Genomic DNA, 17,852 nt, shown 5'->3' with positions numbered 1-17,852 from the left:
CCATGCTGGACGCCATCCCCACCGAACCGCGCCGCCTCGAAAGCCATGTCGCGGGCCGCTGGCAGGCCGGCACCGGCGAGGGACAGGTCGTCGCGGATGCCGCGACCGGCGACCCGGTCGCCCGCATCGATGCGACCGGCATCGACATGGGCGAAATGCTGCGCCATGGCCGCGAGGTCGGCGGCCCCGCCCTGCGCGAGATGACGACGCATCAGCGCGCCATGATGATGAAGCGCATCGGGCTGGCGCTGATGGAGCGCAAGGAGGAGCTTTACGCGATCTCCACCGCCACCGGCGCCACCCGCTCGGATGGCTGGATCGACATCGAGGGCGGCATCGGCACGATGCTCTCCTATGCCTCGAAGGGCCGCCGCGAGCTGCCCAACGCCCATGTCATCCCCGATGGCGCGCCCGAGATCCTGTCGCGCGACGGCAGCTTCATCGGCCAGCACATCCTGATGCCGCTCGAAGGCGTGGCGATCCACATCAACGCCTTCAATTTCCCGGTCTGGGGCATGCTGGAAAAGCTCGCCCCCACCTGGCTCGCGGGCATGCCCGCCATCGTGAAGCCCGCCAGCCAGACCGCCTACCTGACCGAGGCCTGCGTGCGGCTGATCCTTGAAACCGGCGAGCTGCCCGAAGGCGCGCTGCAGCTGATCTGCGGCCGCACCGGCGACCTGCTGGACCGCGTGGCCTGTCAGGACGTCGTGACCTTCACCGGCTCGGCGGCGACCGCGCGCAAGCTGCGTAATACCCCGGCGATCATCGAGAACGCGGTGCGCTTCACCGCCGAGGCCGACAGCCTCAACGCCTGCATCCTCGGGGCGGACGCCACCCCCGACAGCCCTGAATTCGATCTGTTCGTCAGGGAAGTGCATCGCGAGATGACCGCCAAGGCGGGCCAGAAATGCACCGCGATCCGCCGCGCCATCCTGCCGCGCGCGTTGGTTGAGCCGGCCATCGAGGCGCTGCGCGCCCGGATCGAGAAGACCACCATCGGCCATCCCGGCGACGCCGCCACCCGCATGGGCGCGCTGGCCTCGACCGATCAGGTCGAGGAGGTGCGAAATGCCGTCGAGGCGATCGGCGCCGAGGCCCGCGTCGCCATCGCACCGGGGCCGGTGCCGGAGAAAGGCGCCTTCGTGTCGCCCTGCGTGCTGGTCTGCGACGAGCCGCTCACCGCCAAGGCGCCGCACGAGATCGAGGCCTTCGGCCCGGTCTGCACACTGATGCCCTATGACACGCTCGAGGACGCCATCGCCATCGCAAATCGCGGCGCGGGCTCGCTCGTGGCCTCGGTCTTCACCGACGACACGGAGGTCGCGAAGACGCTGGGCCGCGGCATCGCCAAGCTGCATGGCCGGGTGCTCTTCGGCAACCGCGCCAGCGCCAAGACCTCGACCGGCCACGGCTCCCCCCTGCCCCAGATGGTGCATGGCGGCCCCGGTCGCGCCGGTGGCGGCGAGGAGCTGGGTGGCATGCGCGCGGTCAAGCACTTCATGCAGCGCACCGCGCTGCAGGGCACGCCGGACCAGCTCACCGCCATCATCGGCCAGTGGATGCCCGGCGCATCCCGCCGCGAAACCGACATCCACCCGTTCCGCAAATCGCTGGCAGAGCTGGAGATCGGCGACACCATCGTGACAGAGGCGCGCAAGGTCACGCTCGACGACATCGAGCATTTCGCCAACTTCACCGGCGACACCTTCTACGCCCACATGGACGAGGACGCCGCCGCGCGGAACCCGTTCTTCGAGGGCCGCGTCGCGCATGGCTACCTGATCGTCTCCTTCGCCGCCGGGCTGTTCGTGCAGCCCGACGAGGGCCCGGTGCTCGCCAATTACGGCGTCGACAGCTTGCGCTTCATGACCCCGGTGAACGCGGGCGACAGCTTGCGCGTCCAGCTCACCGCCAAGCAGATCAACCCGCGCGAAACGGATGATTACGGCGAGGTCCGCTGGGACTGCACCGTGCTGCGCGACGATGCCGAGGTGGTGGCGCAATACGACGTGCTGACGCTGGTCGCCAAAGAGCCGCGCGATCTCTGATGGGACGTGTCTATGCCTATGACGGGGTGGTCCCGGTGGTCGATCCGTCGGCCTTCGTCCACCCCGAGGCGGTGCTGATCGGCGATGCGCATGTCGGACCCGGCGCCTATGTCGGCCCCGGCGCGATCCTGCGCGGCGATTTCGGGCGGGTGATCGTCGGCGCCAATGCCAACCTGCAGGAAACCTGCGTCATGCACGCCTTTCCGAACAAGGACGTGGTGATCGAGGAACGCGGCCATGTCGGGCATGGCGCGGTGCTGCATGGCTGCCGCGTCGGCGAAAACGCCATGATCGGCATGAACGCGGTCGTCATGGACGACGTGGTGGTCGGGGCCGAGAGCATCGTTGCGGCATTGGCCTTCGTGAAGGCCGGGATGCAGATCCCGCCGCGCTCGATGGTCGTCGGCATGCCCGCCAAGGTGATCCGCGAGCTGACCGAGGACGAGGTCGCGTGGAAAAGCCAGGGCACCGCGATCTACACCCGGCTCGCCGCCGAGGCGGGCGAAAAGCTCGCGCCCTGCGATCCGCTGCCCCGCGCCGAAGCGGGCCGCAAACGGATCGAGGCCCCGGCCTATGATCCCAAATACCTCGCCACGCCGAACGACTAGATCGGCAGCACGCCGCGCGTCTTGATAGCGCGCAGCACCATGTTGGTCTGCGCGCTCGCCACCGCCGGCTGCCGAAACAGGAATTCCTCCAGAAACGCGTTATAGGCGGCGAGATCGCGGCACAGCACGCGTAAATGGTAATCCGCCTGCCCGGTCGTGGCGTAGCATTCCTGTATCTCGGGCCGCGCCCGCACCGCGCGGATGAAATCCTCCACGGGCCGCATCTCGTGGCGCACGAGGCTGACATGCACGATCGCCTGGAAGCCCAGCCCGCAGGCCTCGGGGTTGAGCCGCACGCCCGGCCGCTCGATCGCGCCCGCCTCCTCGAGCGCCCGCACCCGCCGCCAGCAGGACGAGGCCGACATGCCGACGCGCTCCGCCAGGTCGGCATTGGACAGCCGGCCATCCTCCTGAAGCGCGGTCAGGATGCGGATATCGGCGGGGTCGAGCGGCGTGACCATGGCATTCCGGGAATGGGGATTTCTGCGAAACAGCTTTCCGCAAACTACCGCTGATCGCGCGAAACTGAAAGCAATATCCAGCCCGTGGAGTCCATGCTGGCCCCAGCCGGAGCCTTGAGGGAGGACCTCGCCATGACCGATCAATCGCACAGCTTCCAAAGCTACAAGCTGTCGGACCGCTACAAGCGGACCGAGGGCCGCGTCTTCCTGACCGGCACGCAGGCGCTGGTGCGCCTGATGCTCGACCAGGCCCGGCGCGACCGCGCGGCGGGGATGAACACCGCAGGCTTCGTCTCGGGCTATCGCGGCTCGCCGCTGGGCGCGCTCGACATGGAAATGTGGCGCGGCGAGAAACAGCTCAAGGACCACCGCATCGAGTTCCTGCCCGCGGTGAACGAGGATCTCGGCGCCACGGCGGTGCTCGGCGCCCAGCAGGTCGCGCTCGACCCGCAGCGCGAGGTCGAGGGCGTGTTCTCCATGTGGTACGGCAAGGGGCCGGGCGTGGACCGCTCCGGCGACGCGCTCAAGCACGGCAACGCCTATGGCTCATCGGCCAGGGGCGGCGTGCTGGTGGTGGCGGGCGACGATCATGGCTGCGTCTCGTCGTCGATGTCGCACCAGTCCGACGTCGCCTTCATGTCGTGGTTCATGCCGGTGCTGAACCCGGCCTCGGTCGGCGAATACCTTCCTTTCGGCGAATGGGGCTTCGCGCTGTCGCGGTTTTCCGGCACATGGGTCGGCTTCAAGGCGGTGTCCGAGACGGTCGAGAGCGGCCAGTCGGTGGAGCTTCTGCCGCCGCGCGACTTCGCCCAGCCCGACTACACCGCGCCCGAAGGCGGGCTGCATGTGCGGCTGTCGGACCTGCCCTCGCCGCAGATCGAGGCGCGGATGCAGCACAAGCTCGCCGCCGTGCAGGCCTTTGCCGAGGCCAACCCGATCGACCACGCGATCTGGGGCATCGAAGACGCCCGCTTCGGCATCGTCACCACCGGCAAGGGCCATCTCGACCTGATGGAGGCGCTGCGACTCTTGGGTCTGACCGAGGCCGAATGCCGCCGGCTCGGCATCGACGTCTACAAGGTCGGCATGGTCTGGCCGCTGGCGCGCCGCGCGGCGCTCGACTTCGTGCAGGAAAAGCAGGAGGTCTTCGTCGTCGAGGAAAAGCGCGGCATCATCGAAAGCCAGCTCAAGGAGTATTTCTACGATTGGCCCGGCCACAAGCCCGAGCGCATGGTCGGCAAGTCCGACGGGCCGGGCAACGCGCTCCTGCCATGGACGGGCGAGCTGTCGCCCAAGGTGCTGCTGCCGGTTCTCGCCCAGCGCCTCGACAAGCTGTTCCCCGGCGAGGGCTTCCCGGCCAAGGCGAAGGCCCTGACCGAGACGCCGCCCCCGGTGCTGACGATCCCGGGCGCGACCCGCACGCCCTATTTCTGCTCGGGCTGCCCGCACAACAGCTCGACCAAGCTGCCCGAGGGCAGCCAGGCCAATTCCGGCATCGGCTGCCACGTCATGGCGTCGTGGATGGACCGCGAGACGCTGGGCTACGCGCAGATGGGCGGCGAAGGCGTGCCTTGGGCCGTGACCTCGAAGTTCAACGGCAACCGCCACATCTTCCAGAACCTGGGCGAAGGCACGTGGTACCACTCGGGGTCGCTCGCGATCCGGCAGGCCGTCGCCGCAAAAACCAACATCACCTACAAGATCCTCTACAACGACGCCGTCGCCATGACCGGCGGCCAGCCGGTCGACGGGCCGGTCAGCGTGCAGGCCATCGCCCAATCCTGCCGCGCCGAGGGCGTGGAGCGGATCGCGCTGGTCTCGGACGACCCGATGAAGTTCGAGCCTTCGGAGCTGCCGCGCGGCACCACCATCGACCATCGCCGCGAGCTCGACCGCATCCAGCGCGAGCTGCGCGAGATCCCCGGCGTCACCGTCCTGATCTACGAGCAGACCTGCGCCACCGAAAAGCGCCGCCGCCGCAAGCGCGGCACGATGGAGGACCCCAAGCGCTTCGCCTATATCAACGAGCTCGTCTGCGAGGGCTGCGGCGATTGCTCGGTCGCGTCGAACTGCCTCTCGGTCGAGCCCAAGGAGACCGAGTTCGGTCGCAAGCGGAAGATCAACCTGTCGAGCTGCAACAAGGATTTCTCCTGCCTCGAAGGCTTCTGCCCCAGCTTCGTCACCGTCGAGGGCGCGACGCGCCGCAAGCGCGAGGGTGCCGGCATCGACGCGCTGGCGCTGGCGCGCGAGCTGCCGCTGCCCGACCTGCCCAGCCTCTCGAAACCCTACGAGCTTCTGGTTTCGGGCGTCGGCGGCACCGGCGTCGTCACGGTGGGCGCGCTGATCACCATGGCCGCGCATCTGGAGGGCAAGGGGTCGAGCGTGCTCGACTTCACCGGCTTCGCGCAGAAATTCGGCACGGTGTTGTCCTATATCCGCCTCGCCCGCAGCCCCGAGGAGATCCATCAGGTCCGCATCGAGGCCGGCACGGCGGATGCGGTGATCGCCTGCGACATCGTCGCCTCCTCCTCGCCCAAGGCCAGCGTCTGCTACCGAAAGGGCACGCGCGTGGTGCTCAACCGCGCCGAGATGCCGACGGGCGATCTGGTGCTGCACCGCGACGCCGATCTGAAGGTCGACGCCCGCGAGGCGGCGATCGCGCAGGCCGTCGGCGCCGAAAGGCTCGACGCCTTCGACGCCAACGCCGTGGCCGAGACGCTTCTGGGCGACAGCGTCTTTTCCAATGTCATGATGCTCGGCCATGCGTGGCAGAGCGGCATGGTGCCGGTCAGCCTCGCCGCGCTGGAGCAGGCGGTGGAACTCAACGGCGTCGCGATCGAAAAGAACCGCCTGGCGCTGGCTTACGGGCGGATTCTGGCCGCGACCCCGGCGGCGCTCGACACGGCGCTGGACCGCAAGCCTGCCGAAGCCGAGACCATGCAGAACGTGATCGAGCGGCGCGGCAACTTTCTCGCCGACTATCAGGACGGCGCCTGGGCCCAACGCTACCACGACCGTCTGACGGCGTTCCGCACCGGGCTCGACCTGCCCGCCGAACAGGTCGAGGAGCTGACCATCCTCGCCGCGAAATCGCTGTTCAAGCTGATGTCCTACAAGGACGAATACGAGGTCGCGCGGCTGCACGAGGAGACCGGCTTCGACGACAGGCTGAAGGCCGAGTTCGAGGGCGATTTCACCGTGAAGCACCACCTCGCCCCGCCGCTTCTGCCGCTTGGGACCGACAGCCGGGGCCGCCCGCGCAAGCGCGCCTTCGGCCCGTGGATCAAGCCGGGTTTCCGGATGCTTTCGCGCATGAAGCGGCTGCGCGGCACCGCGCTCGACCCGTTCGGCTACACCGCCGAGCGGCGCATGGAGCGCGACCTGATCGGCTGGTTCGAAGCGGTCATGTCGGATGGCCGCAAGGCGGCCCAAAGCGGCGATCTCGACACCAGCCGGGCGCTGCTCGCGGCACCGATGGAGATCCGGGGCTTCGGCCCGGTCAAGGCCGAGGCGGTGTCGCGGGTGAAGCCCCGCGTCGAGGCGCTGCGCGCCAAGCTGGCCTGAGCCGCGTGGGCGCGGCGGAGCGGCGCCGTGCCGCTCCGCCGGTCGCGATCAGGCCGCGGCGGGCGCCTTGCCGCCGGCATGAAAGCCGCGCAGCTTCTGGCCGAGATCGCGGAAAAAGCGCGCGATGAACGCGGCGCGCATTTCGCGGGCTTCGGCCATGACGGCTTCGATTTCGGCTTGGGTCGGGTGGGTGTAGCGAACGATCTGGGTCATCTTCGGCTCTTTGGGAACATCTGCGGGCTTCATCGCCCACGCCTCCCAAATGGCCCCATCCCCCGCCAAAAGCCAGTCAATGCCGCCATGCGACCAACGCATGCCCCGCCGGTCGGGCAAGGAACGGTCCGCACGCCCCGGCGGCCTTGTGCGCAACGCAGCCCTTCGCGCGGCGCGGCAGGTCGAAACGAAGCCCCGGCCCGCATCGCTGGCGGACAGGCCTGCCGACACATCCCGGAAACGCCCGCGATGCCATGCATTCCACTGCTGGATGAAAGGGGAAATGGCGGAGACGAAGGGATTCGAACCCTCGAGACGGTTTCCCGCCTGCACCCTTAGCAGGGGTGTGCCTTCGACCACTCGGCCACGTCTCCGCCGGTGTGTCTATGCAAGCGGCCAACGGGAAACAAGGGGAAAACCAACCTGCCCGGCAATGTTTTGCACCGATGGCCACGCACGCTGCCGCAGGCACGAACCGGCCATGCGCCGATCGCTGCCGGATCACGCCGACGCCCGACCGGATCGCGGCACCTTCGCCGACAAGGCCGCGGCATAGGGCCAGCGGCCAAGCCGGCTGCCGCGGTTCGGGGCCGGCCCAGACCCGGCCCGGATCCCGCCCGGACCCGGCGCGCGACGGGGATCACGGGATCGCGGGATCACAGCGCATGAGCTTGCCTCGCATGGAGAGGAACATTATATGAACACCATGACAACGCACAGCCTTGAGCGCAAGCTCGCCATCCTCTCGGACGCCGCGCGTTACGACGCCTCCTGCGCGTCGTCGGGCACGTCCAGGCGCGATTCCAAGGACGGAAAGGGCCTCGGCTCGACCGAAGGGTCGGGCATCTGCCACGCCTACGCGCCGGACGGACGCTGCATCAGCCTTTTGAAGATCCTGATGACCAATTTCTGCATCTTCGACTGCGCCTATTGCGTGAACCGGGTGTCGTCCAACACCGAACGGGCGCGCTTTACCGTCGACGAGGTGGTGACGCTGACGCTGGAGTTCTACCGGCGCAACTACATCGAGGGGCTGTTTTTGTCCTCGGGCATCATCCAGAGCCCCGACAGGACGATGGAGGACATGGTCCGCATCGCCAGAAAGCTGCGCGAAGAGGAAAACTTCCGCGGCTACATCCACCTCAAGACCATCCCAGAGGCCTCTCCCGAATTGATCGAGCAGGCCGGGCTCTATGCCGACCGGGTGTCGATCAACGTGGAAATGCCGACCGATGCCAGCGTGACGCAGTACGCGCCAGAGAAGAAGCCCGACACGATCCGCCGCGCCATGGCCGATGTGCGGCTCAGGAAGGAGGCGTCGAAGGATCGCAGCCATACCGGCAGGCGCCCCGCCCGATTCGCCCCCGCCGGGCAGTCGACGCAGATGATCATCGGCGCCGACGGCTCCTCGGACGCGACCATCCTCGGGCAATCGACGCGGCTCTACAGCTCCTACGGCCTCAAGCGGGTCTACTACTCCGCCTTCTCGCCGATCCCCGACGCCACCGCCAAGCTGCCGCTGATCAAGCCACCCTTGATGCGCGAGCACCGGCTCTACCAGGCCGACTGGCTGATGCGGTTCTACGGCTTCGATGCGGGCGAGATCACCGCCGGGACGGATGGCAATCTCGATCTTTCGATCGACCCCAAGCTGGCCTGGGCGCTGCGCAATCGACATGCCTTCCCGGTCGATCCGATGCGGGCGGATCGCGAGACGCTGCTGCGGGTGCCCGGTTTCGGCGCGCGCACGGTGCAGCGGATCATCGACACGCGGCGGCACCGGCGGCTGCGCTGGGACGACCTGGCGCGGATGGGCGCCAACATGAAGAACGCCCGCCCCTTCGTGACGCTCGCGGACTGGACGCCCGGCGCGCTGCTCGACAGCCCCGATCTCGCCGCGCGTTTCGCGCCCCGGCCGGAACAGCTCTCGCTGTTCTGACGTTTGCCGCCCATGCCGCATATCGCCCTCCCCCGGACCGAGACCGACACCGCATGGCGCGACGCCGCACGGGGGCTTCTGGCGCGCGGCGTGCCGCCAGAGGAGGTGACGTGGAGCCGGGGCGACGCGGCGCAGGATCTCTTCGCCACCCCGCCCGAGGCGGTCGCGCCGGCGCGATCCACCATCAAGGTGCCGCGCGACTTCGTCGATCTGGCCAGGACGGTGGTCTGGCACAGCGACCCCGAGCGCTTCGCCCGGCTCTACGCCGTGCTGTGGCGGCTGAGGCATGAAAAGGGCCTGATGGAGGATCGCGGCGATGCCGGTCTTGCCAAGCTGCGCGCGATGGAAAAGGCGGTGCGCCGGGATCGCCACAAGATGACCGCCTTCGTGCGGTTTCGCGAAATCGGCGCGCCGGATGCCGCGCGCCGCCGCTTTGCCGCGTGGTTCGAGCCGACGCATCACACGCTGGAGCCCACCGCGCCGTTCTTTGCGCGCCGCTTTGCCGACATGGACTGGATGATCGCGACGCCGGATCTCACGGCGATCTTCGAGGGTGGCCAACTCGGCTTCGCCGAGGGCCAGCCCAAGCCCGACATTCCCGAGGACGCGACCGAGGAGCTCTGGGGCACCTATTTTCGCAACATCTTCAACCCCGCCCGGCTCAAGATCGGGGCGATGACCTCGGAGATGCCGAAGAAATACTGGAAGAACCTGCCAGAGGCGCGGCACATCCCCGAGATGATCGCGGGCGCCGAACCCCGCGCCCGCGCCATGCAGGACGCCGCCCCGACCCTGCCGCCGCTGCGCGCAGCCAAGATCACCGAACGGCTTGCCGCGCCCGGCGTTCCGCGCCCGATGGCCGACGATCTCGATCAACTGAAGGCGGAAGAGAACGCCTGCACCCGTTGCCCGCTTTACGAGACCGCAACGCAGGCGGTGCCGGGGATCGGTCCACGCGACGCCGATCTGATGGTGGTGGGCGAACAGCCGGGCGACCAGGAGGATCTGGCCGGTCGGCCCTTCGTCGGGCCCGCGGGCCAGATGTTCAACCGCATCGCGAAAGAGGCCGGGATCGACCGCGCGCAAGCCTTCGTCACCAACGCGGTGAAACACTTCAAGTTCACGCCGCGCGGCAAGCGGCGCATCCACCAGAACCCCAACGCTGGCGAGATCAAGGCCTGCCGCTTCTGGCTGACCTCCGAGATCGAGCTAATCCGCCCGAGGCTGATCCTGTCGATGGGCGGCACGGCGGCCGAAAGCCTGACCGGATCGCGCAAGGGCATTCTCGCGCGCCGCGGCTCGATCGAGGCGACGGAAGACGGCGTGCCGGTCTTCCTGACGGTCCACCCCTCCTACCTGCTGCGCCTGCCCGACCCGGCGCTGCGCGAGGCGGAAACCGACAAGTTCCGCGCCGACTTGCGCGCCGCACAGGCGCATCTGGAGGCGCTGCGCACCGCCTGAGCTTCAGCCGAGATCGCGCCGCATCGTCGCCATGCCGTTGCTGCGGCCCAGCTCCTCGTAACCCGCCGAAAGATAGGCGTTGCGCGCGGGCGCGTTGTCGAGCTCGACCTTGAGCGTGATCGACAGAGCACCGAGATCGCGCGCCGCCTGCTCGATCAGGGCGGTCAGCTCCGCCCCCGCCCCGCCGCGCACGCTCTCTTCGAGGAAGACGTAAGTGAGGTGCCGCACCTCCGGGCCGATGCCGACGCGCAGCGCGAAAAATCCGACCTCGCGGCCCGCCTCGTCGAGAACGTAGAAGGACGTGTCGTCGAGATCGCCAAGCCACTTTTCCTGCCATTCGCGCGGATCGAAGGGCTGGCCGGCATTGGGGTTGATGAGGGTGAGATCATCGGGATCGGCCAGAAGCCGGGCCAGCGGCGCAAGATCGCCCTCGCGGTTCCGGCGGGTGGTCAGCTTGGGCATGGCAGGGCTCCTTTCTCGACGACGGAGAGAGGCCTGCCAGATTCGGGCGGCGCGGCGCAACAGGCCGCGCCGCGCCGATCCCGTTCAGGTGTTGAACAGGAAATGCATCACGTCGCCGTCCTTGACGGTATAGGCCTTGCCCTCGGCGCGCATCTTGCCCGCTTCCTTGGCCGCGGACTCGCCGCCCAGGCTTACGAAATCGTCATAGGCGATGGTCTCGGCGCGGATGAAGCCGCGCTCGAAATCGCCATGGATCACGCCGGCGGCCTGCGGCGCCAGCGTGCCCTGGCGAATCGTCCAGGCGCGGGCCTCCTTGGGGCCGACGGTGAAATAGGTCTCGAGATGCAAAAGATCGTAGCCCGCGCGGATCAACCGGTCGAGACCCGCCTCCTCCAGCCCCATCTCCGAGAGGAACATCTCGGCCTCCTCGGCGTCGAGCTGGCTGATCTCCTCCTCGATCTGGGCCGAGATCACGACATGGGCGTTGCCCTCGGCGGCGGCCATCTCGGCCACCTTGGCGGAATGTTGGTTGCCCGACGAAGCCGAGGCCTCTTCGACGTTGCAGACATAGAGCACCGGCTTGGCGGTGATCAGTTGCAGCATCTTCCACGCCTTGGCGTCCTCGGGGGCGACCTCGACCATGCGGGCGGGCTTGCCGTCGGACAGCATCGCGAGGGCGTCCTTCAAAAGCCGCTCCTGGTCCACGGCCTCCTTGTCGCCGCCGCGCACCTTGCGGGTGATGTTCTGCAGTCGCTTTTCGACCGATTCGAGATCGGCGAGCATCAGCTCGGTCTCGATCACGCCCGCATCGGCCACCGGGTCGACGCGGCCGTCGACATGCACCACGTCGCCATCCTCGAAGCAGCGCAGCACATGGGCGATGGCGTCGGTTTCGCGGATATTGGCAAGAAACTGGTTGCCAAGCCCTTCGCCCTTCGACGCGCCCTTCACCAGCCCGGCGATGTCCACGAAGGTCATCCGGGTCGGGATCACCTGCTTGGACTTGGCGATCTCGGCCAGCTTGTCGAGCCGCGGGTCCGGCACGGCGACGTCGCCGACATTCGGCTCGATCGTGCAGAACGGGAAATTGGCGGCCTGGGCCGCTGCGGTGCGCGTCAGCGCGTTGAACAGGGTGGACTTGCCGACATTCGGCAGCCCCACGATCCCCATGCGAAAGCCCATGTCACGCCTCCTATCAGCACATCGCGGCGGTCCTATCCGCACGGGCGGCCTCGCGCAAGCCAAGGCTTGGTGCGCCGGGGGCCGCGTGCCATGCTTTGCCCGACGACAAGACAGCAAGGAGGCGCCTTAGATGATCCCGATTCCCTATGTGACCTTTCACGGCAACTGCGCCGAGGCGCTGGCCGAATATGCCCGGATCTTCGACGCGCCCCCCGCCAGCGTGATGACCTTTTCCGAGGCGCCGCAGGAGATGCGCGACTCCATCCCCGAGGCCAGCCCGCAGGCGGTGATGCACGCGGCGCTGAAGATCGGCGGCGGCTGGCTCTATGCCAGCGACGACATCATGGGCGGCGCGCCCGAGATGGCGGGCTGCTCGATCGCGGTCGATCTGCCGGACGTGGCGCGCGCCCGCGCCGCCTTCGACGCGCTGGCCGATCACGGCCAGATCCACATGGATTTCGAAAAGACCTTCTGGTCGGAGGGCTTCGGCACGCTGACCGATCGCTTTGGCACGCGCTGGATGATCGGCGTCGAAGCGCCCATGCCGGACCAGCCCGACACCTGAGCCCCCATTGATTTCCGCCCCCCTTTGGCCCAAACCCCGAAAGCAACGGGCCAGAGGGGACGGGCATGACACGCATCGACGACACTTTCGCGCGGCTGAAGACCGAAGGACGCCGCGCCTTCGTGGCCTATGTCATGGCCGGCGACCCGGATTTCGAGACCTCCAAGGAGATCGTGCGCGGCCTGCCCGGCGCGGGCGTCGACATCATCGAGCTGGGCCTGCCCTTCACCGATCCGATGGCCGATGGCGCGACGATCCAGCTTGCCGGTCAGCGGGCGCTGGCGCAGGGCATGACGCTTGACCGGACGCTCGAGATCGCGCGCGATCTGCGCAAGACCGACACCACCACCCCGATCGTGATGATGGGCTATTACAACCCGATCCATTCGCGCGGCGTGCCCAAATTCCTCGAACAGGCCAAGGATGCCGGGATCGACGGTCTGATCGTGGTCGACCTGCCGCCCGAGGAGGACGAGGAGCTGTGCATCCCGGCGCAGAAGGCGGGGCTGAACTTCATCCGTCTCGCCACGCCGACCACCGACGACGCGCGCCTGCCCAAGGTTCTGCAGAACACCTCGGGCTTCGTCTACTACGTCTCGATCACCGGCATCACCGGGGCCGCCGAGGCGCAGGCCGACGCCGTCGCCCCCGAGGTCGCGCGGATCAAGTCGCAGACCGACCTGCCGATCATCGTGGGTTTCGGCGTGAAGACGCCCGACACCGCCCGCTCGATCGCCGGCATCGCCGACGGCACCGTGGTCGGCTCGGCCATCGTGAACCAGATCGCCGAAGGCAAGCCGGTCGCGGAGATCCTCGATTTCGTCAAGGCGCTGGCCGACGGGGCGCATTCCGCCTGATCCTTTCACCATTCCGCAAATACGCAAATCAGACGGCGCCCCTTCGCGGCGCCGTCTGTCGTTGCAGCGCCCGGTGACGGTCGACGGCGCCCCTTCGCGGCGCCGTCTGACGTTGCGGCGCCCGGTGACGGCTGGTAATTCATCCTTACCAATCGGGGGGAGCGCCATGCCAGTCATCACCAGCATCGAGGATCTCAAGCGGCTGCACAGGCGCCGCGCGCCGAAGATGTTCTTCGACTATGCCGAATCCGGCAGCTGGACCGAGCAGACCTTCCGCGAGAACACCACCGATTTCGAGCGGATCCGCCTGCGCCAGAAGGTGGCGGTGGACATGTCCGACCGCTCCACCGCGGGCCGGATGCTGGGGGAGAAGGTGGCGATGCCGGTCGCGCTCGCGCCGGTGGGGATGACCGGCATGCAGAACGCCGATGGCGAGATCAAGGCCGCGCGCGCCGCCGAGAAGTTCGGCGTGCCCTTCACGCTGTCGACCATGTCGATCTGTTCGATCGAGGACGTGGCCGAGCACACGTCGGCGCCGTTCTGGTTCCAGCTCTACGTGATGCGCGACGAGGATTTCGTCGACCGGATTCTCGAACGCGCCAAGCGGGCCGGTTGCTCGGCGCTGGTGCTGACGCTGGATCTCCAGCTTCTGGGCCAGCGCCACAAGGATCTCAAGAACGGGCTTTCGGCCCCGCCCAAACTCACCCCCGCCACGCTTCTGGACCTGTCGACCAAGTGGACATGGGGCCTGGAGATGCTGCGCACCAAGCGGCGTTTTTTCGGCAACATCGTCGGCCATGCGGCGGATGTGGAGGATGCCAGTTCGCTGATGAAATGGACCGCCGAGCAGTTCGATCTCAAGCTCGACTGGGACAAGGTGCGCCGCATCGCGCAGAAATGGGACGGCAAGCTGATCCTGAAGGGCATTCTCGACGCCGATGACGCGCGCCGCGCGGTGGAGTGCGGCGCCGATGCGATCGTGGTGTCGAACCATGGCGGGCGGCAGCTCGACGGGGCGCTGTCCTCGATCCGGGTGCTGCCGTCGATTCTGCGCGAGGTGAAGGGCGAAACCGAGGTCTGGCTCGACAGCGGCATCCGCTCGGGACAGGACGTGCTCAAGGCGCTGGCGATGGGCGCGGATGGCACGATGATCGGCCGGGCCTGGCTTTATGGTCTCGGCGCGATGGGCGAGCGGGGCGTGACGACCGCGCTCGAGGTGATCCGCAAGGAGCTCGATCTCACCATGGCGCTGTGCGGCGAGCGCGACGTGGCCGATCTCGGCGCGCACAACCTGCTGGTGCCGCGCGATTTCGAGGGCGACTGGCAGGAGAGCGCGCAGCCCGGCCCGCGCCCGACATCGGTTTCGGCCTGACACGCCGCGGGGGCGGCCTGTCCGCCCCTGCCCGCTCGGTCGCCTGGATGGAGCCGGTCGTCTGGATGGGGATTGGAGCGGGCGGCGGGAATCGAACCCGCACGTTCAGCTTGGAAGGCTGACAGGCTACCACTACATCACGCCCGCTTCGGGGGTGTTGATAGCGGCTCGCGCGGGGGGCTTCAAGACGCCCGGCGCGTCAATCTGCGTCGATCGGTTCGATCAGCCCGGGCCCGCGCGCCCGGTTCGAGTTCACCTTGGGATCGACCCGGTGAAACGCCAGCGGATCCGGGTTGGCGGTCATCAGCACCGCCGCGCCATGCCCCGCCTCGCCAAGCCAGAGCGGCCAGTCGCGCGGCTCGAGGATCACCGGCATCCGGGTGTGGATGTCGCGCATCGCCCCGGCGGCGGCGGTGGTGACGACGGCGCAGGTGGTGAGCCGCTCGCCCTCGCGCTCCCAGTCCTGCCACAGCCCCGCGAAGGCCAGCGGATCGCCATCCGCGCGGTGGATGAACCATGGCAGTTTGTTGCCTTCGGCATCCACGGTCCATTCGAAGAACCCGCTCGCCGGGATCAGGCAGCGCCGTGCGCGCGCGGCGGCGCGAAAGGCGGGCTTTTCGGCGACCGTCTCGGCCCGGGCGTTGATCAGCAGCGGGCCGTCACCCGGCGCCTTGTACCAATGCGGGATGAAGCCCCAGCGCATCGGGCGCAGGCGGCGCGCCTCCGCATCCGAGGTGACGCAATGCACCTGCACGGTCGGGCAGACGTTGTAATCGGGCACGTCCGGCAGGTCGTTGGCCGGGCTGGCGTCGAAGATCCGCGCCATGGCGTCATGGGGCAGCGTGATGGCCATGCGTCCGCACATCGGGGGGCTCCTGTCGCTTTGCCAAGGCATAGCACCGATGCGGCATGGCGAGGTAGCCACCGGCGGCAGATGTTTCGCGCGCGAAACATCTGCCGCCGCGATCCGGCAAGTTCGGGCTTCACGCCCGGCGATCCGGCTGACAGAAGGGTTTGGAAAGCAGATAGCCGAGGTCCTCCCATGCACCGCCCCGCCATTGCCGCGATCCTGACATTGATGCTCGTTTCCGGTTGCGGGATGTCCGGGCGCCAGACGGTGGTCGACGGGGCCGGCCCCGACGAATTGCTGAAATTGCGGGCCGGGCCGGGGCTTGGCTACAACGTGATTCTCGGCCTGCCGGACGGCACCCGGCTCATCCGGCGCGACTGCGTGACCGAGGTGGGCCAGCTGTGGTGCCGCGTCTCGCTCGCCGATGCGCCGGGGATCACGGGGCACGTCTCCGAGGATTACCTGTCGGATCTTTGACCGGCGCGCCGCATGGCGCCCTGCCCGCGACGCGGGCGCTCCGAGCACCGCCATTCCCAAGCAAAAGGCGCGCGCCGTCACCGGCGCGCGCCCCAATGCCACCTGTCGGGGCGGTTTACTTCACGGTGATCCGGCCATCCGTGTAGGGTTTGTAATCGCCCTGCGCCGCCATGTATTCGGCGGTCACATCGGCAAGATCGGGGCCGAAATCATAGGCCTTGTCGGCATCGACGAACATCTTGTAGCCGTCGCCGCCATTGCGGACATAGTTGTTCGACACGAGACCGTAGCTCGCCTCCGGGTCGAGCGGCGCGCCCGCGATCATCACGTCCGAGATGCGGTTGCCGGCCTCGGCGGCGGGATCGACCGCAAAGCTCATGCCCGCGACCTGCGGGAAGCGGCCCGCGCCCTCCTCCATCTGGCCGACGCCGTTTTCGAGCGCCGCCTTGATGTCGGCGCCGGTCACCTCGAAGGTCGAGAGCGTGTTCTGGAACGGCAGCACGGTCAGCACCTCGCCCATCGTCACCTCGCCTTCGTCGATGCTGGCGCGCAGGCCGCCCGAATTGGCGATGGCGGCGACGATGCCCTGATCCTTCACCCGGTCGAGCATGGCGTCGGCGACGAGATTGCCCATTTCGCATTCCTGCGCGCGGCAGACGTCGCGGTTGCCCTCGATCGGGCCGGTGGAGTTGGCGACGACGCGGTTGCGGATCTCGTCGAGCGGCTTGGCCAGCTCGGTCACGCGGTCCACCGCCGCCTGGTCCTCGGCCACCTGGCCGTCGATCAGCACCGGCTCGCCCACGGCTTCGGTGATCACGCCTTCATCGTCGAAGGTCACGTTCAGCTCGCCCAGGAACTTGCCATAGGCATAGGCCTGCACGATCGCCGTGTCGCCGATCATCACCGGGTAGACGTCGACCGCGCCTTCCTGCTCGTTCGACAAAAGCGTGTTGGAGTGGCCGCCGACGATCACGTCGACGCCGGTGGTCTCCTCGGCCACGCGCTTGTCGGTCTCGAAGCCCGAATGGCTCAGCACGACGATCTTGTTGACGCCCTCCTCGGTCAGGCGGTCGACCTCGGCCTGCACCGCGCCGACCGGCTCGGTGAAGATCACGTTGGGGCCGGGGCTGGCGAGCTCGTCGGTGTCCTCGGGGGTCAGGCCGATCAGGCCGATCTTCTCGCCGCCGCGCTCGATCACGGTCGATTTTTGGATCGCGTCGGCGAGCTGCTCTTCGCCAGAGACGTCGGCATTCGACATCAACACCGGGAACTCGACATTGTCGACGAAGGCGCGCAGCACCTCGGGGCCGTCGTCGAATTCGTGGTTGCCCACGGTCATCGCGTCATAGCCGAGCCGGTTCATGAACTCGGCCGTCATCTTGCCCTTGTAATAGGTGTAGAACAGCGTGCCCTGGAACTGGTCGCCGCCATCGACCAGCAACATGTTGTCCCCGGCCCGGGTGCGCGCCTCCTGCACCGCGGTGACGAGCCGCGCGATGCCGCCGAAGCAGTCGCCCGCCTCGTTGTCCTCGGGCGCGCAGGTCGAATCGTATTTCGAGATCGGCTCGAAGCGGTCGTGAAAATCGTTGGTGTGCAGGATGGTCAGGCTGTACTCCGCCTGCGCGGCCCCGGCCGCGAGCGCGAGCGCGGCGGTGGTGCCCAGAAATCCGAGTTTCATGGTGGTGCCCCTGTCGGTTTCGTTATGGTTGAGAGCCTGCGCCAAGCGCGGCGCGCCTGTCAAAGCCGGGATGAAGCTGCCCTAGCGGCAGGGCGCCCGCGCTGCCGTGCCGCTT

15 protein-coding genes and 2 tRNA genes are annotated in these 17,852 nt (G+C 68.0%); 9 read left to right on the top strand and 8 right to left on the bottom strand.

All coding sequences use genetic code 11. The features are described 5' to 3' along the window. Positions 1-2 precede the first annotated feature (2 nt). Both paaZ and LOKHON_RS16555 read left to right on the top strand, forming a co-directional pair. Positions 3-2,048, top strand: coding sequence for a phenylacetic acid degradation bifunctional protein PaaZ (gene paaZ, locus LOKHON_RS05505; protein ID WP_017928259.1), 2,046 nt, complete (start codon positions 3-5; stop codon positions 2,046-2,048). Next, positions 2,048-2,656 (top strand): hypothetical protein, encoded by a 609-nt coding sequence (locus LOKHON_RS16555; protein WP_017928258.1) that lies wholly within the window; start codon positions 2,048-2,050, stop codon positions 2,654-2,656. The genes paaZ and LOKHON_RS16555 overlap by 1 nt, the downstream gene beginning before the upstream one ends. On the opposite strand, the gene LOKHON_RS05495 is transcribed toward LOKHON_RS16555, so the two are convergent. Continuing rightward, positions 2,653-3,117: an Lrp/AsnC family transcriptional regulator gene (locus LOKHON_RS05495; protein WP_017928257.1), complete on the bottom strand. Its 465-nt coding sequence runs from the start codon at positions 3,115-3,117 to the stop codon at positions 2,653-2,655. The two genes, LOKHON_RS16555 and LOKHON_RS05495, sit on opposite strands and share 4 nt — an antisense overlap. Positions 3,118-3,249: 132 nt before the next feature. On the opposite strand from LOKHON_RS05495, the gene LOKHON_RS05490 reads away from it, so the two are divergent. After that, positions 3,250-6,681 (top strand): indolepyruvate ferredoxin oxidoreductase family protein, encoded by a 3,432-nt coding sequence (locus LOKHON_RS05490; RefSeq protein ID WP_017928256.1) that lies wholly within the window; start codon positions 3,250-3,252, stop codon positions 6,679-6,681. A 48-nt stretch (positions 6,682-6,729) separates the two neighbouring features. Here LOKHON_RS05490 and LOKHON_RS16060 read toward each other — a convergent pair whose 3' ends face one another. Both LOKHON_RS16060 and LOKHON_RS05485 read right to left on the bottom strand, forming a co-directional pair. Continuing rightward, positions 6,730-6,894 carry an RSP_7527 family protein gene (locus LOKHON_RS16060; protein WP_017928255.1) on the bottom strand — a complete coding sequence of 55 codons (165 nt, stop codon included), beginning with the start codon at positions 6,892-6,894 and terminating at the stop codon, positions 6,730-6,732. A gap of 284 nt (positions 6,895-7,178) precedes the next feature. Continuing rightward, positions 7,179-7,268, bottom strand: a tRNA-Ser gene (locus LOKHON_RS05485). A gap of 323 nt (positions 7,269-7,591) precedes the next feature. Here LOKHON_RS05485 and LOKHON_RS05480 point away from each other — a divergent pair. Further along, positions 7,592-8,833: a putative DNA modification/repair radical SAM protein gene (locus LOKHON_RS05480; RefSeq protein WP_017928254.1), complete on the top strand. Its 1,242-nt coding sequence runs from the start codon at positions 7,592-7,594 to the stop codon at positions 8,831-8,833. A 12-nt stretch (positions 8,834-8,845) separates the two neighbouring features. After that, positions 8,846-10,294 carry a UdgX family uracil-DNA binding protein gene (locus tag LOKHON_RS05475; protein ID WP_017928253.1) on the top strand — a complete coding sequence of 483 codons (1,449 nt, stop codon included), beginning with the start codon at positions 8,846-8,848 and terminating at the stop codon, positions 10,292-10,294. A gap of 3 nt (positions 10,295-10,297) precedes the next feature. Here the strand turns inward: LOKHON_RS05475 and LOKHON_RS05470 are convergent, their stop codons facing one another. After that, positions 10,298-10,756, bottom strand: coding sequence for a GNAT family N-acetyltransferase (locus tag LOKHON_RS05470; RefSeq protein ID WP_017928252.1), 459 nt, complete (start codon positions 10,754-10,756; stop codon positions 10,298-10,300). Between the two features lie 84 nt (positions 10,757-10,840). After that, positions 10,841-11,938, bottom strand: coding sequence for a redox-regulated ATPase YchF (ychF, locus tag LOKHON_RS05465; RefSeq protein ID WP_017928251.1), 1,098 nt, complete (start codon positions 11,936-11,938; stop codon positions 10,841-10,843). A 130-nt stretch (positions 11,939-12,068) separates the two neighbouring features. On the opposite strand from ychF, the gene LOKHON_RS05460 reads away from it, so the two are divergent. From LOKHON_RS05460 to LOKHON_RS05450, 3 genes are all read left to right on the top strand, one after another. Next, positions 12,069-12,503 (top strand): VOC family protein, encoded by a 435-nt coding sequence (locus LOKHON_RS05460; RefSeq protein ID WP_017928250.1) that lies wholly within the window; start codon positions 12,069-12,071, stop codon positions 12,501-12,503. Positions 12,504-12,568: 65 nt separating this feature from the next. Continuing rightward, positions 12,569-13,360 carry a tryptophan synthase subunit alpha gene (gene trpA / locus LOKHON_RS05455; protein ID WP_017928249.1) on the top strand — a complete coding sequence of 264 codons (792 nt, stop codon included), beginning with the start codon at positions 12,569-12,571 and terminating at the stop codon, positions 13,358-13,360. A 166-nt stretch (positions 13,361-13,526) separates the two neighbouring features. Further along, complete coding sequence (locus LOKHON_RS05450; protein ID WP_017928248.1) at positions 13,527-14,732, top strand: alpha-hydroxy acid oxidase; 1,206 nt, start codon at positions 13,527-13,529, stop codon at positions 14,730-14,732. A 73-nt stretch (positions 14,733-14,805) separates the two neighbouring features. Here the strand turns inward: LOKHON_RS05450 and LOKHON_RS05445 are convergent. Together LOKHON_RS05445 and LOKHON_RS05440 are read right to left on the bottom strand one after the other, a co-directional pair. Further along, positions 14,806-14,879 (bottom strand) — tRNA-Gly (locus LOKHON_RS05445). A gap of 52 nt (positions 14,880-14,931) precedes the next feature. Beyond that, positions 14,932-15,597 (bottom strand): SOS response-associated peptidase, encoded by a 666-nt coding sequence (locus LOKHON_RS05440; RefSeq protein WP_017928247.1) that lies wholly within the window; start codon positions 15,595-15,597, stop codon positions 14,932-14,934. 177 nt (positions 15,598-15,774) lie between these two features. Here LOKHON_RS05440 and LOKHON_RS05435 point away from each other — a divergent pair, with 177 nt between their 5' ends. Next, the gene (locus tag LOKHON_RS05435; RefSeq protein WP_017928246.1) at positions 15,775-16,059 is read left to right on the top strand and encodes an SH3 domain-containing protein; all 285 of its coding nucleotides are present in this window, start codon (positions 15,775-15,777) and stop codon (positions 16,057-16,059) included. Between the two features lie 115 nt (positions 16,060-16,174). Here the strand turns inward: LOKHON_RS05435 and LOKHON_RS05430 are convergent, their stop codons facing one another. After that, positions 16,175-17,737 (bottom strand): bifunctional metallophosphatase/5'-nucleotidase, encoded by a 1,563-nt coding sequence (locus tag LOKHON_RS05430; RefSeq protein WP_017928245.1) that lies wholly within the window; start codon positions 17,735-17,737, stop codon positions 16,175-16,177. Positions 17,738-17,852: the final 115 nt, after the last annotated feature.

Source organism: Limimaricola hongkongensis DSM 17492, from assembly GCF_000600975.2.
Taxonomy (GTDB): domain Bacteria; phylum Pseudomonadota; class Alphaproteobacteria; order Rhodobacterales; family Rhodobacteraceae; genus Limimaricola; species Limimaricola hongkongensis.
Note: the sequence above shows the minus strand (reverse complement) of the source record. Positions and strands in the feature narration are given on the sequence as shown.

Bases quoted from the DNA above. Each gene is read 5' to 3' on its own strand.
- LOKHON_RS05475 (WP_017928253.1), top strand. From the start codon at position 8,846: ATGCCGCATATCGCCCTCCCCCGGACCGAGACCGACACCGCATGGCGC.
- LOKHON_RS05440 (WP_017928247.1), bottom strand. From the start codon at position 15,597: ATGTGCGGACGCATGGCCATCACGCTGCCCCATGACGCCATGGCGCGG.
- ychF (WP_017928251.1), bottom strand. From the start codon at position 11,938: ATGGGCTTTCGCATGGGGATCGTGGGGCTGCCGAATGTCGGCAAGTCC.
- LOKHON_RS05435 (WP_017928246.1), top strand. From the start codon at position 15,775: ATGCACCGCCCCGCCATTGCCGCGATCCTGACATTGATGCTCGTTTCC.
- LOKHON_RS05430 (WP_017928245.1), bottom strand. From the start codon at position 17,737: ATGAAACTCGGATTTCTGGGCACCACCGCCGCGCTCGCGCTCGCGGCC.
- LOKHON_RS05480 (WP_017928254.1), top strand. From the start codon at position 7,592: ATGAACACCATGACAACGCACAGCCTTGAGCGCAAGCTCGCCATCCTC.
- LOKHON_RS16060 (WP_017928255.1), bottom strand. From the start codon at position 6,894: ATGACCCAGATCGTTCGCTACACCCACCCGACCCAAGCCGAAATCGAA.
- paaZ (WP_017928259.1), top strand. From the start codon at position 3: ATGCTGGACGCCATCCCCACCGAACCGCGCCGCCTCGAAAGCCATGTC.
- trpA (WP_017928249.1), top strand. From the start codon at position 12,569: ATGACACGCATCGACGACACTTTCGCGCGGCTGAAGACCGAAGGACGC.
- LOKHON_RS16555 (WP_017928258.1), top strand. From the start codon at position 2,048: ATGGGACGTGTCTATGCCTATGACGGGGTGGTCCCGGTGGTCGATCCG.
- LOKHON_RS05495 (WP_017928257.1), bottom strand. From the start codon at position 3,117: ATGGTCACGCCGCTCGACCCCGCCGATATCCGCATCCTGACCGCGCTT.
- LOKHON_RS05470 (WP_017928252.1), bottom strand. From the start codon at position 10,756: ATGCCCAAGCTGACCACCCGCCGGAACCGCGAGGGCGATCTTGCGCCG.
- LOKHON_RS05450 (WP_017928248.1), top strand. From the start codon at position 13,527: ATGCCAGTCATCACCAGCATCGAGGATCTCAAGCGGCTGCACAGGCGC.
- LOKHON_RS05490 (WP_017928256.1), top strand. From the start codon at position 3,250: ATGACCGATCAATCGCACAGCTTCCAAAGCTACAAGCTGTCGGACCGC.
- LOKHON_RS05460 (WP_017928250.1), top strand. From the start codon at position 12,069: ATGATCCCGATTCCCTATGTGACCTTTCACGGCAACTGCGCCGAGGCG.